Consider the following 21019-nt stretch of genomic DNA (forward strand, 5'->3'; position numbering starts at 1 on the left):
AATGTCTTCCTCTTCCTCTTCCCTTCCGTCTCCCTGGCAGTTGGACCGCGGTTCGATATACCAGGACGTCTATGATAAAAGGATCGACGCACGGCCCGTTGATACTGAGGCTCAATTGCAGAAAGCGGTTTTGGTGGGCGATCAACTCGTCTTTACCTCCGTGCAAGCACGTGTATCAGCTTTGCGAGATGGGGTTTTCCTGCTCCGTATACCGGATGACTTCGCTGTTGAGACGTGCGACCTTTTCGCCAGCAATTTCTTCAAGGGAGCTGAGACTGAGCCTTACGGGGCCTTTCGTGATCTTAAAGCCGAAACATTCAATGATCCATTGTTAGGGTTTCACGAACGAATCAATCAGATCGAGCAGTTCCTCTTGGAGAGACGCTTCTGGCATAGCCACTATCCAGTTGAAATCTTCCAGGCGGGCGAGGTACTTACCCGTTACAGTCGACAGATCCTTCGTAGTGTTTTGGCACTGACCGACATAGACCCGCAACTCTGGAGTTTAGCTAGTGGCGGTGCTTCTGATGCACAGGGCTCTTACCACTTGACCTTCAATCATTACAGGCCCCTGCTTGAAGGTATCGGATTGGCCTCGCACAAGGATGATGGATTCCTTACGCTTTTGCGAACTACGGAGCCAGGCCTGGAAGTAAACCGAAACGACCGCTGGGAAGCTCTTGAGCCTGCCCCTGAACACTTCGTGGTTAACTTTGGGCTTTCTATGGAAGTGTTGACTCGCGAATCGTCGACTCCTGTCAGGGCGATCATGCATCGGGTCAGGCATCAGACTCATAATCGCTGCAGTTTTGCTCATTTCACTTCCAGTCATTGCGCGCCTGGCGCCGAGTCCGGGATTTACAGCTATTCATCGGAAGGGGGCCTCAGGAGAGTCTGCAGTTCGCGAGACATCATCGATGCGAACGACGAGGAGATCTACCAGGGCACTACAGTAAAGGAGCCGAGAGCATGAGCGTGCTTCCTCTGTTTCACCCTTGTAGGGCTTATCTCGATGGCACGAATGGTCTTGTGTTTCTCCAGCAAGATGGATTGGAACGCGCATTGCGCGATGGCTTCTTCGCCTTGCAGATTCCCCCTGATTTCGACCTTGCTCCCGGAATAAAGCTTGCTCAAGAGTTCTACCGGGAGCCTATTGAAGACCAGGCGCAGGTGGACTCGAGATACCGTGGTTTCAGGAAACATCCGGATATTTACTTTGATCGGGAAAGCTTCCAGACAGAACATATTCTGGCCGATGCCCGTCAGCGGCAGGCAGCATTTCCAGCCGACGTTGTACACATGTGTGAGCAAATGCATGAGATCGCAGGAAGCATTCTGCGCAGCATACTCGGGAGTATCGGTGTTTCTCCGCAGTTGTGGCCTGAAGTCACCGGGAATACAAGTGAAGGAGGTGGCATCCAGTGGTTCGCATTAAGCCACTATCGATCTGAGCGCAGGATGCTGGGGGCGCCTGCGCACAAAGACACTGGTTTCGTGACAGTTCTCTACTGCGACCAACCAGGCTTACAGGCGAAATTGCAAGACGGCTGGGTCGAGGTCGAGCCTGTCAAAGGGTGTTTTCTCATCAATTTCGGTGGCTCTCTTGAGCTTCTTACTTCAAGGCTGCCCAGTCCTACCGCTGCTGTTCTCCATCAAGTGCGGGAGTGTTCGGCCAATGCCGACAAAGGTGATCGTTACTCCTTCGCTGCCTTTCTGAATCCGCCTGCATCAGGATCACTCTACAGCATAAGCGCAGATGGTCAGCGTGCGGAGCCGGTCATCCCGGTGGAAACCTTCCTGCGCGAGTTCAATGAACAGACATGGAAGGATGATTACAATGACTTCGGTATTCCTGAGGAAAAAAATAATCACGGGAAGTGCGCCATCTTACAGGTCGACGGTAAAAGCCTGTCGTCAACTCCAGTGAGCAAGACTCCTTTCCCTGGAGTCATTGCTCACCATCCGGGTACACACTCCGCTGCCGACCATTTTGAAGCATTTCACCATGCTACGATTTGCAAGGGGCTGGATGCTTCAGCCTATTTTGCCCAATCCGGCATCGCCGACCTGGCCGAGAAGAACGGAGGACTCTGCTCTTTCTGGCTCGGCGATGATCTGGCGCTTTACCAGACGACTAACGTGCCATTGGTTGAAGACTCGGATCTCACTCCTTCGATCAATTCAAATGCTGGCCTATTCGGCTCTTTCCTCGGCGCACTGCCTTTGAGTGATGAACGACGCCAAGCTAAACGCGCAGTAGTTGAGCGCGTACTCGGCAGCAACAGGTTCGTTACCGGGCTTGATCAGCATGTGCGCGAAATGGCTCGGGAGTATTTGGCCAAGGTGAGTAGCGAGCGCCTCTCTCTACAGGATTTTTGTTTACATATCGTCGCTCATATCGATAGTGGTTTGCCGGGTGTGCTGGACTTCCATCAGAAGCCTCTGACCGACTATCTGCAAAGTTCTAAATACGGCTCCATTGCCAAAGACTTTTTCGAGATCGCGTCGGACGTCATAAGCAAGATGAACCCCGAGTCGATTAAAAACGCAGACATGATCGTCGACATGACGCGCGACATGCTTGAGTCAAACTACGAATCGATCGTTAACGCGCCACCAACAAACATGGTGCTTGCTCAATTTGCCGTGTTCTCCCGACCTTTCACTCTTGAATCAATACGTTCTCTAGATGCCGATTCGTTAAAGGAGTTGGGCACGGTGATTGTGGCTACCTATGATACGACCGCCTTGAGCTTGCTTTGGACGCTCACTTACCTGGAGGACACTCCAACCGAGAAAGAACGCCTGCTACATGCCATTGACAGTGGCGAAAACGCTCTGGATGTAGCTTACCTGCAGGTGTTGGAGGCGATACGGCTCGGAGGCAGCAACCCTACGGCGCTTTGGCGTAGGACAAACCGTCCGGTAAGCATTCTGCATCGCGAAGTCGAGGTTACGATTCCCGGCAATACGATGCTATGGCTTGATCGTCGGCGTGCCAATCGCGATGCCAGGTTATTTCCCTCTCCTGAGCGATTCGACTCCAACAACATCTGCCAAGCCATGCGCGGCGAAAAAGGCCACGCTGTGTCTTTGCTGGCCCGCAACCGATACGAAATAAATTCGTTCAACATGGTCAACACCCATCGAAGTCCTCGTAAATGCCCAGGACGGCTGTTTTCTGTCAGGCAACAGGCACTGATCTTGACTGAGCTGTATTGCCTGTATCAGGTCAGCGTAACCGAGTCCGACGCTACGCTAGCACCTCACAGAGCCATGCCGCGTCCCAGCCGCTCGGGCACCATCATCATCACAGCCAGGGACACCGCCCATAAATCCGTATCTCATGGAGAAAGCTTGTGAGCAATATTCTTCCCTCTGCCCGGATGCTCGACGGCACGCTGCATTTCAATGAAAAAAATGGTTTCGACCTCGCGCGAAAACTGGGCGCTTTCCATTTGGAACATCCCAGAGGCCTGGATTTTTCCGCCGGCATCGCTTTGGCCCAAAACTATTACTTCGACCTTGATAGTGATAGTAGAGGTGACAACGAATATAGAGGTTTTCGCCAAAGAGATCTTGGAAAGTCTTTATTGGGTTATTCTCATACTGGAAATGATCAGGACGAATTGTTGCAAATAGAGTGCGGTTTATGGCGGGAGTACTTTCCAGACGCGGTCGCTGATTTGTTGTGGGCAATGAACGACCTGAATCGAATGGTTTTGGCACAGCTTTTTAAACAGGTGGGCATTGAGGAGAAATACTTCGATCAAATAACGGGTGGCATGTCGTCCAACGACGCACTCCAGTACTGCATCTTTAACCATTTTCGCTCCAATGCCGTTCACCCTCTCGGTCTCACCGCCCATAAAGACAGTGGCTTCACGACTTTGCTCTACACCACGGAGCCTGGATTGGAGTCGCTGGAGAACGGCTCCTGGATTCCTTTTGATCCATTAGCAGGCCATTTCACCATGGTACTGGGGCATTCCTTTGAATTGCTGATGGAGAAATCTTCTACACCTGTCCAGGCCAGTTATCACCGTGTTCGTAAGATAGAAACGCATGCACTGAAAGCAGACAGGTTCACGTTCGGCTCTTATATTGGGCCGCGCTGGGATCAAGATCTATATCAGTTCAGTGAAGGGAGAGTGAGGCCCGTACAGTCTTTCATCGAGTTTCAGAAGCAGAAAGCTGCGGAGATGGGTTATGAGTTCCACCCTAAAGTGGACTCGGTCCATCGCTGAATTCGGGAACTACAGTCAGGAGGCACCAGTGAATATTAAATCTCAACGCTGTTTATCACCGACATTACGCACACCTGTCGATTTGCCTAACATGCCACTGGAAAGTCAGGTACAGAACTACTCTGCGATAACAATGGCTCGTTCGCAGCTAGTGAATGGTCGGCTTGTCTTCGACAATCCCGCTGGACTTGAACAAGCACTTAGGCAAGGCTTTTTTCTGGTGAAGACTCCAACAGAAATGGACCTTGCTCCAGGTGATTTATTCGTCCGTCATTGCTTTATGCCGCAAAAAGAAGGTGACCTTTCCGACTATTCAGGCTTCAAGAACCGCGAGGTACCGGGAGCTTATCAAGGCTATTTTGATAGAGAGCACGATCAATGGGAGAACTTTTACATCGAGAGGGGCAACTGGAACCTGTTGCCTGAAAGTGTAATCGCGCTCGGCGCGCAGATGGCGAAACTGGGAATTGAAGTCTTGCACTCTATTCTTGCTGAACTGGACATTCCACGTGACGAATGGGCGCGTGTCACCAGTGGCCTTTCAGAGGGTGGGGGGCACCAAATGCTGGGGTTCAATCATTTTCGTACAAACAAACCTGTCAGAGGTTCCAAGTTCCATCGCGACTCTGGCTGGATCACCGTGCTGCGCTCGACCGAACCAGGCCTGATCGCTTATATCGATGGTCGTCTTTGCTCGATTAATCCAGAGCCCGGCCACTTTATCATCAATTTCGGTAGTTCTATGGAGGTGCTCGCGGAGCACCTGCCACAGAAGGTTCATGCCAATGTCCATGGCGTAGCTCGCACAGAACGCAAAAACCAGAATGAACGCTATTCCTATGTTGTGTTCCTCGACAGTGATCTTGCAGGGGATATTTATCGTTATGGGCCCGCCGGTGCCCAGAAGGTGCAGACAGTACTTGAGTTCGCAGAGCAGGAAGTCAGTCGGACCTATAACGATGAAATCCTGCTCTAGTTCGAGCCCGCAGAGTAATCAGCACTTAACTCCTGGGGAAGCCAAGAAAAATGAACGAAAACGATATCTACACTTTAGCATCGGCCGAATTAATCAACAAAAAACTGATCTTCGATACCGCCGATGGTTTTTCACGGGCGATTTCCGATGGTTTCTTCTTCGTCAAGTCGCCGGGGATTGAATTAATGGCTGGCGATTTGTTCGCCCGCAATTTTTACCTGCCCGTAGGCGCCGGGACTTCTGCACCTTACCAGGGGTTTTCGCATTGGACAGAAGATCGCCTGGCATGCAGGGAAGGTTACTTCTCCCGCGATGTTGACCAAGTTGAACAGTTTTTCCTGGAGAGCCGGTTCTGGAAAACGGTTTTTCCCAAACCTCTGCTACAGCAAGCCGGAGAGATGCAGGATTTCGCTTTGGCGTTGCTGAAAGCCGTTCTCGCGGAGCTGGACCTGCCTATCGAACTGTGGGATGAGTCCACAGGACGCTGTCTTTCTATGCAAGGCACTTATCACCTGACGTTCAATCATTTTCGCAACCATGTGCGGGCCAGGGGGCTGAATATTCATAAGGACTCGGGTTGGGTAACCATTCTGCGATCTCTGGAGCCTGGTCTCGAGGTATTTCGAGATGGAGAATGGTTGCCCGTTTCCCCTCGCCCTGGCGAGTTCATTGTCAATTTCGGATGTGCGATGGAAATACTGACTCGTCATTCGGCGACTCCGGTTGCAGCTGTAGCTCATCGGGTCAAGGAGCAACTGCCAAACCAACCTGATCGTTTCTCTTACGCACTGTTTGTGGATAGTAGTCTGGATCCCCGGCTCTGCCCCGGATTGTTTCGGTATGTTCCCGGACATGGCCTGGTATTGGAGGCGAACTTCGAGGTGTTTCTCAACGAAATTCTGCAAAACACTTATCAAGAGAAAACTCAGGGGCTTTATTAACCGCTTGTACGCTTTGGATCAGCCGTCGGACTGGCGGCTTTCCACACTGGTAAAGTCATCTGCTTCGATGTCGGTCCGACGAACGTGTATCGGCCTGGAGTTCGTTCACTATTTTCCCTCACATGGGGCAATTCATGCGCCAAAAAACGCCCTCACCGCCGCAGTCCATCAAAATCGATAGGCTGTTCCTGCTGGCTCTGTCGATGGCCGTCTTCTTTGTCGGTGTGACAGAGTTCATGCTGTCTTCCATGCTAGGGCCGCTTGCTCAAGCCTTTCATACCTCGACCAGTGGTGCCGCGTGGCTGATTTCCAGCTATGCGCTGTCCTTTGCAATTGCAGCGCCTTTGTTGGGGTATTTCTCTGACCGAATGCAACGCAGGAAACTGCTGTTGTTCGCCCTTATCCTATTCGCTGTCGACACCATGGCAATCGTTGTTGCCCCCACTCTGGAGATTGCGATTGTATTGCGGGTGATCGGTGGCATTGCGTCGGCGATCATCATTCCTACGACCTTTGCCATAGTTGCTGACGCGATCTCTCCAGAGAAACAGTCCGGTGCCATGGGCAAGGTCATGCTCGGCATGACCCTGGGTATAGCCGTAGGACCAGCGCTCGCGGGTGTTCTCGCGGACTTTCTCGGTTGGGCTGCGCCGTTCGTCATGGTGTCATGCGGTTGTATCTTGGTTTTCCTGATAGCACGACAGCGCTTACCTATGCAGCCAGTAATACCCCGTGTCGAAGGGCACGCTCTGGGCTGGTGCAAGCGATGGTACATTCTCCGACCACTGATCGCCAAAGGTGCCTGGAACGGGACCGGTGTCGCCGGGTTGCTTCTCTCGGGTGAAGTACTGCGCCAGCGCTATGGCTTCAGTTCTGCCCAGATCGGCATCAGTATTGCGGCATTTGGGGTGGGGCTGGCCGTTGGTAATATTGCGGCAGGGCTTCTGCGTAGCTATATGAGACGCGACGAAGACATGCTTCTGCTGGTTTTAGTGATTCTGGTTCTATCCATGTCTACCTTCATGCTCCTACCCTTACCGTTGCCTGTGGCCTTGTTTTGTTTAGGTGCCTGGGGCGCCGCTTTAGGGCTGGGAGCGCCTGCGGGTACAGTGGTGCTTGCTTCGCGCTCTGGACCGGACAAGGGGGTGGTTCTGTCCTTCGCTGAAACGTTTAACAACATTGCCATTCTTGCGAGTGTTCCCTTGGCTGCGCGGTTACTAGAGGTCAATGGCCCGGCTGCGACGATGTGGGTCTTGGGAGTAGGCTTGAGTATAGGCGCATGGCTGATCGTCCTGGATTGGTTCGCGACTCGCAAGGCTGGGCTCGGAGATCAATGGAGCAGCGAATCCACTTAAGTTTTCAGGGACGCCCGCATCAAGACAATTCTTCAATGAGTATTTCTTGTCTTATGAGCATTGTCTTGATGCTTCTTGGTATTAGACACAAGGGTGCGGTTACGGGAGCGGTTCGTGCTCGAGGCTCTACTGGTGGCGGGACCGCACGTAACTGGTAGTGGGCACATTCACACCTGTTGTGTCAGTGGTCATGAATTGAAGCTGGCCACCAGACGCTGAATGTTCAGTTGAATGCGACGCTGTCCGTCATCATTACCTTGTGAAAAATCTTGCAGTTTGGACTTCAGGCTCATTGGTCATCGGCACCAGGACGCAGGCTATCCCACACCCCCATCACCTGAGTCACCGCAGCATCCAGCGTCTCATGCGGCACACCATCCCGAGCCAGTGTCGACAAGCCCAGAAGAAAGCTATCAAACACAGCAGCAAGTGTCTCCGGCACCACGGTCTCAGGCAGTTCGCCTGCGGCAATGGCGCGTTCGATGCAAGCAGCCATCCCCGCACGGTTCAGGCTCCTCGCCCGAGCAAGAGGCTCGGAGATGGCCTTACTCTCGTCCGAGCAAGCACTCATCAGGCCTAACGACACCAGGCACCCCTTGGGATGATCGGGCTCACATTGCATTTTTGCTGAGCGGCGAAGGGCGAGTGCAATCGCTTCTCTGGGCGGCAGGGTCGTATCAAAAAGGCTGTCGGTGACCCGACCGTGGGTGGTGAGGTAACGCTCCATCACCTCATTGAACAGGGCTTGTTTCGAGCCAAAAGCGGCGTAAAAGCTGGGCGCGGTGATGCCTCCACCAATGATGGCCTTAAGCTGGCTGAGGGAGGTCGCATCGTATCCATGCTCCCAAAACAGATGCAGTGCCTGAGTGATTGCCACGTCGCGGTCAAACGTGCGCGGACGTCCCATCTGTGCCATGTCGGTTCTCCTCCAGAATCACTTAAATACTAATCGATACATAAGTCATTGACCAGTCGGCTGCTCGCGCCCTATATTTATACCGATCAGTATATTAGTGAGAAAAATCGAATGACTACAGATGAGAAACAGCGCGACAAGCTTCCGTTCGGGGCATTACTGGCACTGGCGATGACGGGCTTCATTTGCATTGTGACCGAGACGCTACCTGCGGGTTTGCTGCCTGAAATCGGCACTGGTCTGGGCGTTTCGGCATCATTTGCCGGGCAGATGGTGACTGTTTACGCGCTGGGGTCGCTGCTGGCAGCCATTCCGCTGACCATCGCCACGCAAAGCTGGCGTCGCAGAACCGTCCTGCTGCTGACGATTGTCGGCTTTCTGATTTTCAACTCCGTCACGGCGTTGTCTTCCAATTACTGGCTGACCTTGATCGCGAGGTTTTTCGCTGGCGTCTCTGCGGGCTTGGCATGGAGCCTTATCGCGGGTTATGCGCGGCGCATGGTTGTCCCGCAATTGCAGGGGCGCGCATTGGCAGTCGCGATGGTGGGGACGCCCATCGCATTGTCGCTGGGGGTGCCTTTGGGAACCTGGCTGGGTGGGTTCATGGGTTGGCGCATGGCGTTTGGATTGATGTCCGCCATGACTCTGATGCTGATCGTCTGGGTGCTGATCAAGGTGCCGGACTACCCTGGCCAATCCTCCTCACAGCGCATGGCGTTGCGTCGGGTCTTTTTCACACCTGGCGTGCGCTCGGTGCTGGGCGTCGTCTTCACCTGGATGCTGGCTCACAACATTCTATATACCTACGTCGCTCCTTTTGTTTCCACGGCAGGATTGGCGAGTGACGTTGATCTGGTATTGCTGGCATTTGGTGTCGCCGCGCTGGCGGGCATCTGGGTCACGGGACGGCTGGTTGATCGTCACCTGCGCAAGACCGTGTTGGTCAGCCTCGCCACCTTCGCAGCGGTTTCGGTGTTCCTGGGCTTGTTTTCAGATTCTGCCCTGGCCATTTACGCCGGAGTCTTTATCTGGGGTCTGACCTTTGGTGGTGCTGCCACGCTTCTGCAAACCGCGCTCGCCGACTCGGCAGGTGAGGGCGCTGACGTTGCCCTTTCCATGAACGTTGTTGTCTGGAACAGCGCCATCGCAGGCGGTGGGTTGCTGGGCGGCGTTTTGCTCGGCCAATGGGGAGTGAGTGCTTTTCCCTGGGTCTTGCTGATTTTGTTACTGCTCAGTCTGGCCATTGCATCGAGCGCACGAGTGCATGGTTTTGCAAGCGGTGAAAGGCAGTCCAGCCAAATGGTTGCCGGTCATTGATGTTCAGGCAGCCTTGCGCTGCCTGTCATGGCTTTCAATACACTACAACGACATGCGCTCATTGGTTTTACCTGTCTTCGCTCAAGCGGGAGAGTTTCCCGCTCAATTGAACCCTCTGCTGGTGGACCCTGTCGCCGGCAAGCCGCCTCCCACGGATTGTGACCCCATCATCAAACCGCCCAACGGCATCAAGAAAAAATACCCCACGCCGATCCGGTAAAAACAACCCCTCTGTGGAGTATCCACGCAATGATGCGACGTCTGAGTCTTGCTCCCCGATCTGCCCTGTGCTTTGGCTTCTTCTGCCTGATGCTGTTGCTTCAGGGCGTGTTGTTCATGCGCCAGGCCGACAAGCTCAACGAAGCAGAAAAGCACGTCGAAACCAATGTGTTGCCCAGTGTAAAGCTGCTCGGTTCGATGGACCGTGAGTTCGTCAGTATCCGTGGCAACAATGCACGCTTGCGCAACCCTATGGAGCCGCAGGATCGCAGGACCAAGGCGTCGAGTGATATTCAGCAGTCCCGTCTGTTGATCAGTGAGTATTCCGATGCTCTGGCCAAGCTGCTTGTCACGCCCGAAGGCCGTCAGGCTTTTAATGAACTCAAGCAGGCCATGACGAACTACCACAGTGTTCAGGACCGCTATCTGTCGGAAGTGGCGGCGAGCAATCTGGACGCGGCGGTCACGACGTCCAACACGGACATGAAAGTTGCTGCCGATCTCACGGATGCCGGTCTGAAGAAGCTGATTGGTGTAAACGATATGAAAGCCCAGCGGGCAGGCGACAAAGCTGAGTCTGCCTACAAGAGTACGGTCTTGCTGGTGATTGTGTTTGGTGTATTGGGGGCTGCCAGTACGATATTGCTCGCCTGGTTGTACACCCGCAGCCTTACCTCGCCGATCGGTGAAGCACTGGAGATCGCCCGGCGTATCGCGGCCAATGACCTGACCCAGACCATCAAGCAGGAAGGCACTGACGAGGCCGCCCGGTTGGTGGGTTCGCTGGCCGCCATGCAGTCGAACCTGCGCGGAGCACTGGCTACTATCCTGGACTCGGCGTCTCAACTGGCATCGACTTCGGAAGAGATGCATGTGGTGACCGAAGATGCTTCCCGCACGACCCAGCGCCAGAGTAACGAGATTGAAATGGCGGCAACTGCCGTCAACGAAATGAGCGCTGCAGTCGATGAGGTGGCCAGTAACGCTGCGGCGGCTTCGACGTCGGCGGCTCAGTCCAGTAAGGCCGCGCTGGATGGGCGCGCCCAGGTGGATGAAACCGTGGCGGCGATCAACCTGATGGTGGCCAAGGTGGGAAGCACGTCGGCCGAGGTGCGTGGCCTGGCGACCATGGCCACGGATATCAGCAAGGTGCTGGATGTCATTCGTGCCATTGCCGAGCAGACCAACCTGTTGGCACTCAATGCTGCCATCGAAGCGGCGCGAGCAGGTGAAGCCGGTCGTGGTTTTGCCGTGGTGGCCGACGAGGTGCGGGCGCTGGCACATCGTACCCAGCAGTCGACACGGGAAATCGAGCAGATGGTCAGCTCGATCCAGACCGGTACCCATCAAGCGGTTACGGCCATGGAGCAGACCAGTGTGCAGGCCCATAACACACTGGAGCTGGCTAACGGCGCCGGGCAGGCATTGCTGGCCATTACCGACTCCATCAGCCAGATCAACGAGCGTAACCTGATGATCGCCACCGCAGCCGAAGAACAGGCTCAGGTTGCGCGAGAGGTCGACAGAAGCCTGGTCAGCATCCGTGACCTGTCGGCTCAGACTTCCGAAGGCGCGAACCAGACGACCATCGCCACTGCTGAACTGTCTACGCTGGCGACAAACTTGAGCCGTATTACCAAGCAGTTTCAGGTTTAGTGCAGGTAAAGCCGTCCGGTGATTCGGCCGGACGGCTATCAACACTGTGCTTGCAGTAGCAGAATGGCCGGTAAACAACTTGCTCATTACTTCGTGAGAGCGGACCGGCGTACTTGTTAATTAATAATGAATGAGAAATTTTCCAGATTATTTTATGAAAGACGGCAGGTGAGAAGTTTCTGGTTATTTAAAATCAAGACTGTCTATCTGTTCAGGATGGCGATAAGGATTTTTTGCCTACCGCCATGGTTTTTATAACCGTGATGTCTGTAGGGCTTTTCAAATGTCCGAATTAAATCGCTTTAACGAAAACGCCGATAAATCCACGTCACTCTTCCCGTGAATACAACGCTGGGCCAGTGCCTGCCCAAGCCCGGCGGAATGTTTGAAGCCGTGTCCCGAGCAGGCAGAGACCACGGTGACGTTTTTCAGGCGTGGGTGTTCATCAATTATGAAGTGGTAATCCGGTGTCACTGTATAGGCACATACCGAGGACCTGACGACCCTGGAGGTCAACCCGGCTATCTTGCCGTTGACCTGGGTCTGGAACATTTCCTGTTCTTCCTGCGCAGTAATGGTTCGGTCCAGTGTGTCGGGCTGTGAAACGTCTATGTATTGTTCGGTGGCGATCTTCATGCTGCCTTCGCCTGCAAGCGGCGGGAAGCCGTAGTTGATATCCACTTCGCCCGGTCCGTGAGTCAGGATAAAACTGGGCGACACGGGCGCGAAGTCGGCGTGCTCTTCCAGTTCAAACCAGAACAGTTTTTGTCGACAGACTTTCAGCAATCGATCAAAAGGGGCTCCGAGCAGTTCGGCTGACCACATGCCGGCACTGACGATGACTTTATCGGCCAGGATCGAGCCTTTATCGGTCGTGATGCGCACGCCTTCGCCATGATTCTGCAAGCGGGTGACGGTTTCGTCCGTCAAAACCTTCGCTCCATGCTCTCTGGCCAGCTTGAGTTGCACGGCGATGCAGCGCTCGGGCCGTACATAACCGCCGCCGGGCTCAAAGTAGCCGATGGCGCTATCCAGTACCGGAGAGAACTGCGGGAATCGCTGGCGAATGGAGTGAGCCGACAAGACTTCATGTTCTACGCCATAGGCTTGGGCCAGTTCGATGGTCTTGTGGGTGAAGTCTTCCGGGTCCTGAGGGTCGTAAGCTGGGTTGGAGGTCATCACCAGTACGCCGCATTGCTCGAACAACGACTCGCCGGACAACGCTTCAAGTTCACGCCACAGGACGTGGGAGTTGCGTACCAATGGCAGATATTGCGGGCCTTCACCGACTGAAACGCGAGTGATGCGCGTATCGCCATGGCTGGAGCCCTGAGTATGTGGCGGGCTATGGCGATCTACGCCAATGACGTCGACACCGGCTTTGGCCAGTTGATAAAGGGTTGCCGCGCCCATGGCTCCCAGGCCGAGAACAGCCACTTCACAACGTTGTTCCATCTGCAGGCCGTCCCGAAAAAGCGCTTATTTCAGAGAACGGGTGCAGGTGAGGCAACAGTCAAAAAGGCATAAGCATATGCCTGGATCGTATAGGCTTGCCGAACAGGCTGGTAAAAGGAGGGCGTGCAAAAACTTCGTCCTGTCGATGAATTTTTGACTTGCACTCGCTGGTGTTTTTCAGTTCCGAAATGGTGGAAAAGTTGTCCACGGAAATCGTGGGTATGTCTGTGGGTAACTTTTTGTAAGCCACGTTCTACGTGGCTTGTGGCTGTGTGGTTATTTTATGAACAGCTCCTGATGTACGCCTGTCCGGTGCCCTTCAGAGGGCTGAAAATGGATCCTGAAACAGCGAATAAGCGCACAGAATCCGATTATTTTTTCAGCTTTTTTTCACGCTTCCGGTACCCGCGAGCCGGCTGGCGATCAGGTCCAGTGCCGAGCAGATAATGAAGTACACCAATGCAATGAACAGGAATATTTCGGTGGGGTACACCATGACCCGGTTGCTGACCTGGGTTGCCACGAACGACAGTTCCCCGACACCGATCACGTAGGCCAGCGAGGTATCCTTTATCAGGGAAATCCATTGATTCAGGAAGGAGGGCAGCATGATCGGCAGTGCCTGGGGCAGAATGATCAGGCGCAGCACCTGCCAGGAGCTCATGCCCAAAGCCTTGGCTGCCGCCCATTGTCCTGAGGACAGGCTGATGATGCCCGAATGGACGGAGTGCGCCAGATAGGCGCCGCCAATCAGCGAGAGTGCGCAGACCACGGTGAACAAGGCCGGAACATCGATCTTGAACAGGATTGGCAGCAGGAAGTAGGTCCAGAAGATCAGCATCACCACGGGGATGGCGCGAAAGAAACCCAGCACGCCGAGCAATACCCAGCGTGCCCGGCCGCGCACCAGCACCAGAGCGACGCCCAGAATCAGGCCCAATGCAGCGGCCAGAACGCCCGACAGCAGGCTGAGAATCAGCGTCAGTGCTGCACCACCCAGCGGTCCATCCGGATACGCGCCCACCATCAGGTAGGCGAAGTTGTCGCTTATGACTGAAAAATCCATGGTCAGGCCGCTCCCTGGCGATAACGCTTGCTGTGCTGGATCACCTGACCGATTGCTTCGATCAGCGCGATACTGGCGATGTACAGCAAGGTCGCGATGCCGAAGGCCTGGAAGGCTTTGAAGGTTTCGGTTTCAACCTGGCGCGAGGCATAGGACAACTCGGCCAGCCCGATGGCCATGGTCAGCGATGAGTTTTTCAGCACATTCATGCATTGGCCCAGCAGTGGACCCAGTGCAGTTCGTACGGCCTGAGGCAGTACGACATAACGCCAGACCTGCACGGGACGCAGCCCCAGAGCTTGCCCTGCAATGCGTTGTTGGGGGCGCACCGAAGCGACGCCTGCACGAAACTCCTCGGCGATGAACGCACTGCTATAGAGCGTCAGCCCCCAGAAGCCGGCGATGAACTCGAATGATGGCCATTCGATGAGCAACCCGGCCAGGTTCACCTCATGGGGCATGTTCAGCCAACTGACCAGGTCTTCGGGCAGCAGGGCGCTGACCCCGAAATACCAGAAGAACAATTGCACCAGCAGGGGCGTATTGCGAAACAGCGACAGGTAGCCGCGCGCAGGCCAGGACCAGAAGCGCGAAGAGGAAATACGCGCCAGACATATCAGAAAGCCGAGTGCCGTTGCGATCAGGCAGACCAGAATCGAAAGGCGCAGCGTGAGCAGAAATCCATCGAACAACAAATGCAGGTACTGCGGGCCCAGCAGTTCACCGAACATCAGACGCAACATCCATCCAGAATTGAAAGAGCCCGCCGGGTTGTCCGCGCGGGCTGGATAGTGAAGAGGTTCAGCCCGGATCAGCTCTTGTCGCCGATCTTGAACAAGCGAGCCAGTGGCGTCGGGGTGTCTGGACCGAACCAGGTGTCATAGATCTTCTGGGCCTGGCCTTTGGATTCCAGCTCCACCAGCGTCTGGTTGACGAACTCGGTCAGTGCGGTTTCGCCTTTCGGAATTCCGACTCCGATCAGGTCATTGGAAATGGTGAAAGGCGGTACTTCGTATTTGTCCTTGTCCGGTACGTTGGCCAGCAGACCGATCAGTTTCGGGCCGTCCTGAGTGATGGCTTGCACGTTACCGTTGCGCAATGCGGTAAAGGCAAAAGGCGTATCATCGTAGGCAATCACTTTGGCGCCGGGGAATTTCTCGCGCAGCACGCCTTCGTTGACAGTGCCCTTGTCGACACCCACGCGCCATTTGTTCAGGTCATCCTGATTCTTGAGCGTGCCTTTCTTGACGATGAACTGCTGACCCGAGGAGAAATAGGGGATGCTGAAGTTCACTTGCTCTGCCCGCTCAGGGGTGATGGTGAAGTTAGCCAGGACCAGATCGACCTTGTTGGCCACCAGCAGCGGCACACGGTTTGCCGGGTTGGTCGGTTGCAACTGCAGCTTCACGCCCAGCTTGTCAGCGATGGCCTTGGCATAATCGACATCCAGGCCTTCTATTTGCTTGCTTTTTGCATCTACGAAACCGAACGGTGGATTGCTGTCGAAAGCAGCGACCCTCAGGACACCCGATTTTTTGATGTCTTCCAGTCGGTCGGCGTGAGCCAGACCTGAGAGAACGGCGAGGGACAGGGCAGTAATGGCAGTCAATTTTTTCATGAGTTCTCAACACTTTATGGATGATTCTGATGATGAGTGTTGCAGCTCGTTGGTGATCTTAAAAAGAATATAAAGTAATCTTGTAATTCTTTTTTGGAATATGATGTGCCGTGTGCTCCTTTTCATGATGGGAGCGTCACAGGGCGCTTCTGCGTGCAGTTGTTAAAGAGGACAAGACATGTATATGAATCAAGGCGAGATATGTACCAGAAGTATACGACGGTTGTATTGCGCGTTCGGAAAACCGAATAAGAATGCACTTTGCACACCATAAAAGGCCGGGCTCTTAAACGACTTGAAAAGTTGCAAACCTGCATTGAGGCAATGATGCTTTCGTCCTGGTTTTCTTTACATGTTGCTTGTCATCTCGGTGCCTTACCGAAAAATCAATGGTTTTAATAGAAAATCAAAACGAGATAATTGCTGAACGTTAATTTAAAGTACCCGTTTCGCGGTGTCGGTCGTCGGCAGAGTGCTGAGACCCGTCGGCAAGGGTATTCCTGAGATTCAGCGCAAGTGTTTATCATCGCAAGGAGATGGACGGATGAGGGCTCTATGAATAATGACTCTTCGCAGATGGAGCATGAGGTCCTCGATATCTTTGGCACGCTGCAGTCTTTTATCCGCAAGGCGGCTCCACTCAACGTCGACATGGTACTGGAGGGGGAGACGGGCACCGGAAAGGACACCCTGGCACGGCGGATTCATCAATTGTCGGGGCGCGAAGGACCGCTGGTTGCACTCAACTGCGCGGCCGTACCGGAGCAGTTGGCCGAAAGTGAGCTTTTCGGGGTGATGGCGGGGGCGTACACCGGCGCATCCAAATCGCGGGCTGGCTATATCGAGGCTTCCCATAACGGGACGCTGTATCTGGATGAAATCGACAGCATGCCGCTCCTGCTGCAGGCCAAGCTGCTGCGCGTGCTGGAAATGCGCGGAATAGAGCGCTTGGGGTCGACGCGCTTTGTGGCGCTGAACCTGCGTGTCATCGTCGCGACACAAACGCCGCTGGAAAAACTGGTAGAGGAGGGCAAGTTTCGACGCGACCTGTTTTTTCGCCTGAATGTCATCAAGATCCAGTTGCCAACCCTGCGCTCACGTCTGGATCATCTCCCTTCACTGTTCGAGCGTTTCGTCATGGAGACGGCTCACAAGCACCATCAACCGCTTCCCCCGCGAGATCCGACAGTGCTCAACCGCCTGCTCAGCCACCGCTGGCCCGGCAATATTCGCGAGCTCAAGTGTGCTGCGGAGCGTTTCGTGCTGGGCATGTCGCCTTTGGGTACAGACGAAGATCCACATCTGGAACGCAATGTTCATCTCAAGGGTTATCTTCGCCAGTTTGAGAAGGCGCTCATCCAGGACTGTCTGTCACGTCACCCCAAGAGCATCGAGTCCGTGATCAGTGAACTGGGTATTCCCCGGCGTACCCTTTATCACCGCATGAAAAGCCTCAGCATCAACTCGCCGGAGCCGTAGTTTTTTATTTACTTCCTCATTCGTGCGTTCGCATGGAACCGCTTCTGAAAATCGACCACTCAATATTCGAACACCAATTCGGTGTCCAAACCATCTCGATGATCAGGAGTAATAACTATGGCTGGTACTGCTTCCCTCGGCGCTTCGATGTCCGCAATGACCATGATGGACCAAACCGCTGCTGCAACCACAATGATGAACGCCCAGGCCCAATCGACCAAGATGCAAACAGATACCATCAACGGTATCGCCAGCGCCTACCAGGATTCTGCCACCAAAGCGCAGAACGCTGCTCAGCAAACCGGTAAGGCGATCAACTACTAAGTGGTTATCGCGCCCTCTTGGTTCACGCCAGGAGGGCTTCAATCTGCTCGGTTTTCAAGGAGTAAATATATGATTCCTTCTTCTTCGATAGGCGTTCCACAAAGCGGCGGCTTCCAGAGTACTTTCGCGAGTACGCAAATGTCTGCCGTGCAGTCTGATCCTAACGGCACTGCTGGCAAGGTCGCTTCATTGCTTAGCGATTCGTTGTTTGAAAAGTCTGGCAGCGGTGCCAACATTCGCGACACTGATAATCCATTGCTCGGCATGGTTGCCGATTACATGGACCGCAATCCTGAAGAGTTCGGAAAACCGCACGACGCCAATGGCAAGGTCAATGGCTGGCGCGACGAGTTGTCGGAAGACAAGTACCTGAACAGCAAGGAGAAGGACTCCTTCACTAAAGGGCTTGAAGGTCTGATCAACGAATTCCTCAGCGGTGGCTCCACAGGCCAGAACGTCTCGGGCGGTTCGGGTTTCGGTACGGGTAACTCGGGTTTCAATACCGGCAATACAGGCACCCCCCCTGCGTCAAACTTTGGCGGTTCGCCTGCTGCCAGTGGCGGCGCGGCTTCCGGTGGTGGTCTTCAGGAACTGCTGGCTGCATTGCTGGGCAGCCTGGGCGAGGAAAAGCTCGACAACCTGCTGACGCCCAATACTGCACCGAACGCCAAGAGCGGTCAGATGAGCTTCAACTTTGAGGACAAAGACGTTCTCAAGGAAATCTCGCGCTTCATGGATATGCACCCGGAAGAGTTCGGAAAACCGGACGGCAAGTCGAAGGACTGGATGGGCGAGCTCTCCGAGGGCGACAACGTCATGTCCAAGGCTGAAGGCGAGCAATTCCAGAAAGCCATCAACATGATCAAGGGCGAAATCAAGGACAGCGCTCAAGGCAACTCGCTGGGCGGTCTGTTTCCCAACGCGGAACAGAACTTCCAGAACGGTGGCGCCGGCAACACCTTGAAGACCGATGCCAGCATCGCGGCAGGCAACGTTCTGTCCGTTCTGGTTCAGCAAAGCGTCACCGACTATCGCGGTTGATCTGTAAACCTTCGTCTTGGCAGGAGAAAGCAAACATGGCCGTTACTCGCGTATCAACACATCACACTGGGCTATTCGAGACAGAGGTGACATCGCCACCGCCAGGTCCTACTCCTGCCGAGGCGGACATTGCCTGGTTCAATGCCGCCATGCGTTCTGGAGAACCAAAGACTGCCAGCGATTCACAAATGCTGGTGTCGCCTATCTCCAAGGCATCGACTGCTTACCAGAAAGAGTCCGAGAGGGTTGATCGAGACCTGCAACGAGCAGCCAGATCGAGCGACCCGAAAATGGCTATTGATGCCAACCGTTCTCTGTCTTCTTTTTATCTGGAAAGCCTGCTCAGCGCCAAGCTGGTGAGCAAGGCCGCCCAGAGCGTGGAAAAACTGACCAGTCTGCAATAAGGCCCAACTTATGCACCCCAAGGCAATCAGGCTGGCCATCCTTATGCTTTTGGCGTTATTGATGGCTGGTTGCGGCGACCGTATGGAGCTGCATCGCGATCTGACCGAGCAGGATGCCAACGAAGTGTTGGCAGAGCTTGCGGGTAAAAACATTGACGCGCAAAAGCGCCTGGACAAGGGTGGAGTCGCCGTCCTGGTTTCCACGCAGGATATTTCCCGTGCGGTGAAGGTGCTGGAGGCTGTAGGCCTGCCTCGCCGGTCACGCTCGACGCTTGGGGAAGTCTTCCGCAAGGAAGGCGTCATTTCCTCTCCCATGGAAGAACGGGCGCGATACATCTATGCCTTGTCTCAGGAGCTGGAGCAGACCCTGTCGCAGATCGATGGTGTAGTGGTTGCCAGGGTGCATGTTGTGTTGCCTGAGCGAATCGCGCCGGGGGAGCCGGTTCAGCCGGCCTCGGCCGCGGTGTTTATCAAATACCGCCCTGACCTTGAACCCGACAGCGTATTGCCACGCATAAGGCGCATGGTTGCCAGCAGTATTCCCGGCATGGCCAATGCGGACGAGAAAAAGCTGGCCGTGGTCTTCGTGCCTTCACAGGGTTATCAGGAGTCTGTGCCGATGGTCAGTGTCGGGCCCTTCACCATGACCCGTGAGCGCATGGAGTTCTGGCAGTGGATGGCAGTGCTCTGCACATTCGGGATCGCTCTGATGCTGGCTGGCCTGTGGGCACTCAATCCACAATGGCGGCAACGCTTCAGGCCACGGCCGACGCCTGCTGTAGCAGCGGAACCGCCGAAATGAAAGTGAGTGAGCCACAGGCGCTGGTCTGGGTATGTTGGTGGACCCGGGGCTGGCGCCAGGCCCATGAAAGTTGGCAATTGCACGATTCGGCAGGCATGAGCGCCTCAACCTTGAGGCTTCTGGGGCAGGTCGATGACGCAATGGTCGACCGCTACCTGGGCATGACTTCGACCCTGCCGCCTGAACCCGATGTCCTGTTGTTGCCCTTGCTGGATCTGACCGATGAGCAATGGGCGCTGGCTCTCGAACTGTGTGTGGGGATCTGTGCCGGCAGTCGCATGCCGCGCCCCGATAGTCTGGACGAACCGGCCTGGCTCTGGTGTCGACGGTTGGGCAGGGCCCTGCAACCCGGGCACTGGCTGCCTGAACACTGGGACGCTCGACAGCCCCGGATTGCGGGCCTTGGCCTCTTGAAAGCGTGGGTCGGTGACCGGCTCTGGCAGCGACTGCGGGTCAAGTTCGCTCGCGATGCCGTGGGGCAGGCCGAATGCCTGTCCTTTGATGACATACCCAAAGCCAGATTGTGTGCCTTGTGGCAGGCCGTGGGTGGGTACGTTTTGAGCAACAGCATTGAGGGAAGTCCGCATGTTGACCAGTCGCAGTCTGACGCTTACCAGTAACCGCTCCACGGTTAACGAGCCGCTTCTGCGCCGGGAAGTTCTTGAGCAGAGCCTGCTGGCAGAGGAACTGCTGGAAGATGCCCGTGCCCGTGCCCGGGAAATTCTTGAAACTGCCGAGGCTGAAGCCGAGGCGTTGCGTCGGCGTTGCGAAGAAGAAACCCGTGCCGAGGTCTGGCAGCAGGCCCAGTCACTGCTCGATGATCTGCGCGAGCAACGGGAGCAGACACTGGCAACGATTGTCGAGGCGGCAGAAGACCTGGTGCAGCAGGCATTGCAGCTTGTGCTGGGTGAGTTGCCGGACGGCCAGAAAGTCAGTGCAGTCCTGCGGCAACTGACCTCGGCCAGTCCCAACGAGGAGTCGGCCCTGATCTATTGTCACCCCGACCAGATACCGCTGCTTGCCCAGAGCCTGGAAGAGCAGGGTCAACTGGGCTGGACGTTGCGAGGTGATCCGAATCTTGACCTCGATGCCATCAGCCTGCGCACCGAACATGGGGATTTCAGCCTGAGCTGGAGTGCCCTGCAACGTCATCTTTGGCCTTGACCGGAATATTCTGGAACCAAACTCCTGCGCGTGCCACTC

General features: G+C 54.9%; 20 protein-coding genes. 15 read left to right on the forward strand and 5 right to left on the reverse strand.

Annotated features, from left to right (window positions below):
- The first annotated feature begins 1 nt into the window (after position 1).
- The 6 genes from Q6A51_RS00290 (at position 2) to Q6A51_RS00315 (ending at position 7519) form a co-directional block, all read left to right on the forward strand.
- A complete protein-coding gene (locus Q6A51_RS00290) occupies positions 2-973 on the forward strand; it encodes a 2OG-Fe(II) oxygenase family protein (protein ID WP_304573834.1) in 972 nt (323 codons plus the stop codon).
- Positions 970-3363, forward strand: a complete 2394-nt coding sequence (locus Q6A51_RS00295) for a cytochrome P450 (RefSeq protein WP_304573835.1) — start codon at positions 970-972, stop codon at positions 3361-3363. Before Q6A51_RS00290 ends, Q6A51_RS00295 begins: the two co-directional genes overlap by 4 nt.
- Positions 3360-4247, forward strand: a complete 888-nt coding sequence (locus Q6A51_RS00300; protein WP_304573836.1) for a 2OG-Fe(II) oxygenase family protein — start codon at positions 3360-3362, stop codon at positions 4245-4247. The genes Q6A51_RS00295 and Q6A51_RS00300 overlap by 4 nt, the downstream gene beginning before the upstream one ends.
- 28 nt (positions 4248-4275) lie before the next feature.
- Entirely contained in the window at positions 4276-5223 is a 948-nt protein-coding gene (locus Q6A51_RS00305; protein ID WP_304573837.1) for a 2OG-Fe(II) oxygenase family protein, read from the forward strand.
- 50 nt (positions 5224-5273) lie between these two features.
- The gene (locus Q6A51_RS00310) at positions 5274-6164 is read left to right on the forward strand and encodes a 2OG-Fe(II) oxygenase family protein (protein WP_304573838.1); all 891 of its coding nucleotides are present in this window, start codon (positions 5274-5276) and stop codon (positions 6162-6164) included.
- Positions 6165-6298: 134 nt separating this feature from the next.
- A complete protein-coding gene (locus tag Q6A51_RS00315) occupies positions 6299-7519 on the forward strand; it encodes an MFS transporter (RefSeq protein WP_304573839.1) in 1221 nt (406 codons plus the stop codon).
- A 289-nt stretch (positions 7520-7808) separates the two neighbouring features.
- Here Q6A51_RS00315 and Q6A51_RS00320 read toward each other — a convergent pair whose 3' ends face one another.
- Positions 7809-8435 carry a TetR/AcrR family transcriptional regulator gene (locus Q6A51_RS00320; protein WP_304573840.1) on the reverse strand — a complete coding sequence of 209 codons (627 nt, stop codon included), beginning with the start codon at positions 8433-8435 and terminating at the stop codon, positions 7809-7811.
- A gap of 111 nt (positions 8436-8546) precedes the next feature.
- Here Q6A51_RS00320 and Q6A51_RS00325 point away from each other — a divergent pair, with 111 nt between their 5' ends.
- Entirely contained in the window at positions 8547-9752 is a 1206-nt protein-coding gene (locus Q6A51_RS00325; protein WP_201017780.1) for an MFS transporter, read from the forward strand.
- Positions 9753-10004: 252 nt separating this feature from the next.
- Complete coding sequence (locus Q6A51_RS00330) at positions 10005-11627, forward strand: methyl-accepting chemotaxis protein (RefSeq protein ID WP_405046112.1); 1623 nt, start codon at positions 10005-10007, stop codon at positions 11625-11627.
- A 279-nt stretch (positions 11628-11906) separates the two neighbouring features.
- Here the strand turns inward: Q6A51_RS00330 and solA are convergent, their stop codons facing one another.
- The 4 genes from solA to Q6A51_RS00350 form a co-directional block, all read right to left on the reverse strand.
- Positions 11907-13082: an N-methyl-L-tryptophan oxidase gene (gene solA, locus Q6A51_RS00335; RefSeq protein ID WP_304573842.1), complete on the reverse strand. Its 1176-nt coding sequence runs from the start codon at positions 13080-13082 to the stop codon at positions 11907-11909.
- 379 nt (positions 13083-13461) lie between these two features.
- The gene (locus Q6A51_RS00340; protein ID WP_304573843.1) at positions 13462-14148 is read right to left on the reverse strand and encodes an amino acid ABC transporter permease; all 687 of its coding nucleotides are present in this window, start codon (positions 14146-14148) and stop codon (positions 13462-13464) included.
- Positions 14149-14150: 2 nt separating this feature from the next.
- On the reverse strand, positions 14151-14879 hold the full coding sequence (locus Q6A51_RS00345) for an amino acid ABC transporter permease (protein ID WP_201017776.1): 729 nt from the start codon (positions 14877-14879) through the stop codon (positions 14151-14153).
- 80 nt (positions 14880-14959) lie between these two features.
- On the reverse strand, positions 14960-15766 hold the full coding sequence (locus tag Q6A51_RS00350; protein WP_201017775.1) for an ABC transporter substrate-binding protein: 807 nt from the start codon (positions 15764-15766) through the stop codon (positions 14960-14962).
- A 555-nt stretch (positions 15767-16321) separates the two neighbouring features.
- Here Q6A51_RS00350 and Q6A51_RS00355 point away from each other — a divergent pair.
- The 7 genes from Q6A51_RS00355 to sctL all read left to right on the forward strand — a co-directional run bounded on the left by Q6A51_RS00355 (position 16322) and on the right by sctL (position 20980).
- A complete protein-coding gene (locus Q6A51_RS00355) occupies positions 16322-17245 on the forward strand; it encodes a sigma 54-interacting transcriptional regulator (RefSeq protein ID WP_201003248.1) in 924 nt (307 codons plus the stop codon).
- Positions 17246-17362: 117 nt separating this feature from the next.
- Positions 17363-17569, forward strand: a complete 207-nt coding sequence (locus tag Q6A51_RS00360) for an ATP-dependent helicase HrpA (protein ID WP_201003246.1) — start codon at positions 17363-17365, stop codon at positions 17567-17569.
- Between the two features lie 69 nt (positions 17570-17638).
- Positions 17639-18610 carry a DNA-binding protein gene (locus Q6A51_RS00365; protein WP_304573844.1) on the forward strand — a complete coding sequence of 324 codons (972 nt, stop codon included), beginning with the start codon at positions 17639-17641 and terminating at the stop codon, positions 18608-18610.
- A 35-nt stretch (positions 18611-18645) separates the two neighbouring features.
- Positions 18646-19014: an EscI/YscI/HrpB family type III secretion system inner rod protein gene (locus tag Q6A51_RS00370; RefSeq protein ID WP_201003242.1), complete on the forward strand. Its 369-nt coding sequence runs from the start codon at positions 18646-18648 to the stop codon at positions 19012-19014.
- A gap of 10 nt (positions 19015-19024) precedes the next feature.
- Positions 19025-19816, forward strand: a complete 792-nt coding sequence (gene sctJ, locus Q6A51_RS00375; RefSeq protein ID WP_201017774.1) for a type III secretion system inner membrane ring lipoprotein SctJ — start codon at positions 19025-19027, stop codon at positions 19814-19816.
- Positions 19813-20436 carry a hypothetical protein gene (locus Q6A51_RS00380; RefSeq protein ID WP_201003238.1) on the forward strand — a complete coding sequence of 208 codons (624 nt, stop codon included), beginning with the start codon at positions 19813-19815 and terminating at the stop codon, positions 20434-20436. Before sctJ ends, Q6A51_RS00380 begins: the two co-directional genes overlap by 4 nt.
- Positions 20402-20980, forward strand: a complete 579-nt coding sequence (sctL, locus tag Q6A51_RS00385; RefSeq protein WP_201003236.1) for a type III secretion system stator protein SctL — start codon at positions 20402-20404, stop codon at positions 20978-20980. The genes Q6A51_RS00380 and sctL overlap by 35 nt, the downstream gene beginning before the upstream one ends.
- Positions 20981-21019: the final 39 nt, after the last annotated feature.

Origin of the sequence: Pseudomonas serbiensis (assembly GCF_030580745.1) — a bacterium.
GTDB classification, from domain to species: domain Bacteria; phylum Pseudomonadota; class Gammaproteobacteria; order Pseudomonadales; family Pseudomonadaceae; genus Aquipseudomonas; species Aquipseudomonas serbiensis.

Bases quoted from the DNA above. Each gene is read 5' to 3' on its own strand.
- Q6A51_RS00290 (WP_304573834.1), top strand. From the start codon at position 2: ATGTCTTCCTCTTCCTCTTCCCTTCCGTCTCCCTGGCAGTTGGACCGC.
- Q6A51_RS00295 (WP_304573835.1), top strand. From the start codon at position 970: ATGAGCGTGCTTCCTCTGTTTCACCCTTGTAGGGCTTATCTCGATGGC.
- Q6A51_RS00310 (WP_304573838.1), top strand. From the start codon at position 5,274: ATGAACGAAAACGATATCTACACTTTAGCATCGGCCGAATTAATCAAC.
- Q6A51_RS00315 (WP_304573839.1), top strand. From the start codon at position 6,299: ATGCGCCAAAAAACGCCCTCACCGCCGCAGTCCATCAAAATCGATAGG.
- Q6A51_RS00320 (WP_304573840.1), bottom strand. From the start codon at position 8,435: ATGGCACAGATGGGACGTCCGCGCACGTTTGACCGCGACGTGGCAATC.
- Q6A51_RS00325 (WP_201017780.1), top strand. From the start codon at position 8,547: ATGACTACAGATGAGAAACAGCGCGACAAGCTTCCGTTCGGGGCATTA.
- Q6A51_RS00330 (WP_405046112.1), top strand. From the start codon at position 10,005: ATGCGACGTCTGAGTCTTGCTCCCCGATCTGCCCTGTGCTTTGGCTTC.
- solA (WP_304573842.1), bottom strand. From the start codon at position 13,082: ATGGAACAACGTTGTGAAGTGGCTGTTCTCGGCCTGGGAGCCATGGGC.
- Q6A51_RS00340 (WP_304573843.1), bottom strand. From the start codon at position 14,148: ATGGATTTTTCAGTCATAAGCGACAACTTCGCCTACCTGATGGTGGGC.
- Q6A51_RS00345 (WP_201017776.1), bottom strand. From the start codon at position 14,879: ATGTTCGGTGAACTGCTGGGCCCGCAGTACCTGCATTTGTTGTTCGAT.
- Q6A51_RS00350 (WP_201017775.1), bottom strand. From the start codon at position 15,766: ATGAAAAAATTGACTGCCATTACTGCCCTGTCCCTCGCCGTTCTCTCA.
- Q6A51_RS00355 (WP_201003248.1), top strand. From the start codon at position 16,322: ATGAATAATGACTCTTCGCAGATGGAGCATGAGGTCCTCGATATCTTT.
- Q6A51_RS00360 (WP_201003246.1), top strand. From the start codon at position 17,363: ATGGCTGGTACTGCTTCCCTCGGCGCTTCGATGTCCGCAATGACCATG.
- Q6A51_RS00365 (WP_304573844.1), top strand. From the start codon at position 17,639: ATGATTCCTTCTTCTTCGATAGGCGTTCCACAAAGCGGCGGCTTCCAG.
- Q6A51_RS00370 (WP_201003242.1), top strand. From the start codon at position 18,646: ATGGCCGTTACTCGCGTATCAACACATCACACTGGGCTATTCGAGACA.
- sctJ (WP_201017774.1), top strand. From the start codon at position 19,025: ATGCACCCCAAGGCAATCAGGCTGGCCATCCTTATGCTTTTGGCGTTA.
- Q6A51_RS00380 (WP_201003238.1), top strand. From the start codon at position 19,813: ATGAAAGTGAGTGAGCCACAGGCGCTGGTCTGGGTATGTTGGTGGACC.
- sctL (WP_201003236.1), top strand. From the start codon at position 20,402: ATGTTGACCAGTCGCAGTCTGACGCTTACCAGTAACCGCTCCACGGTT.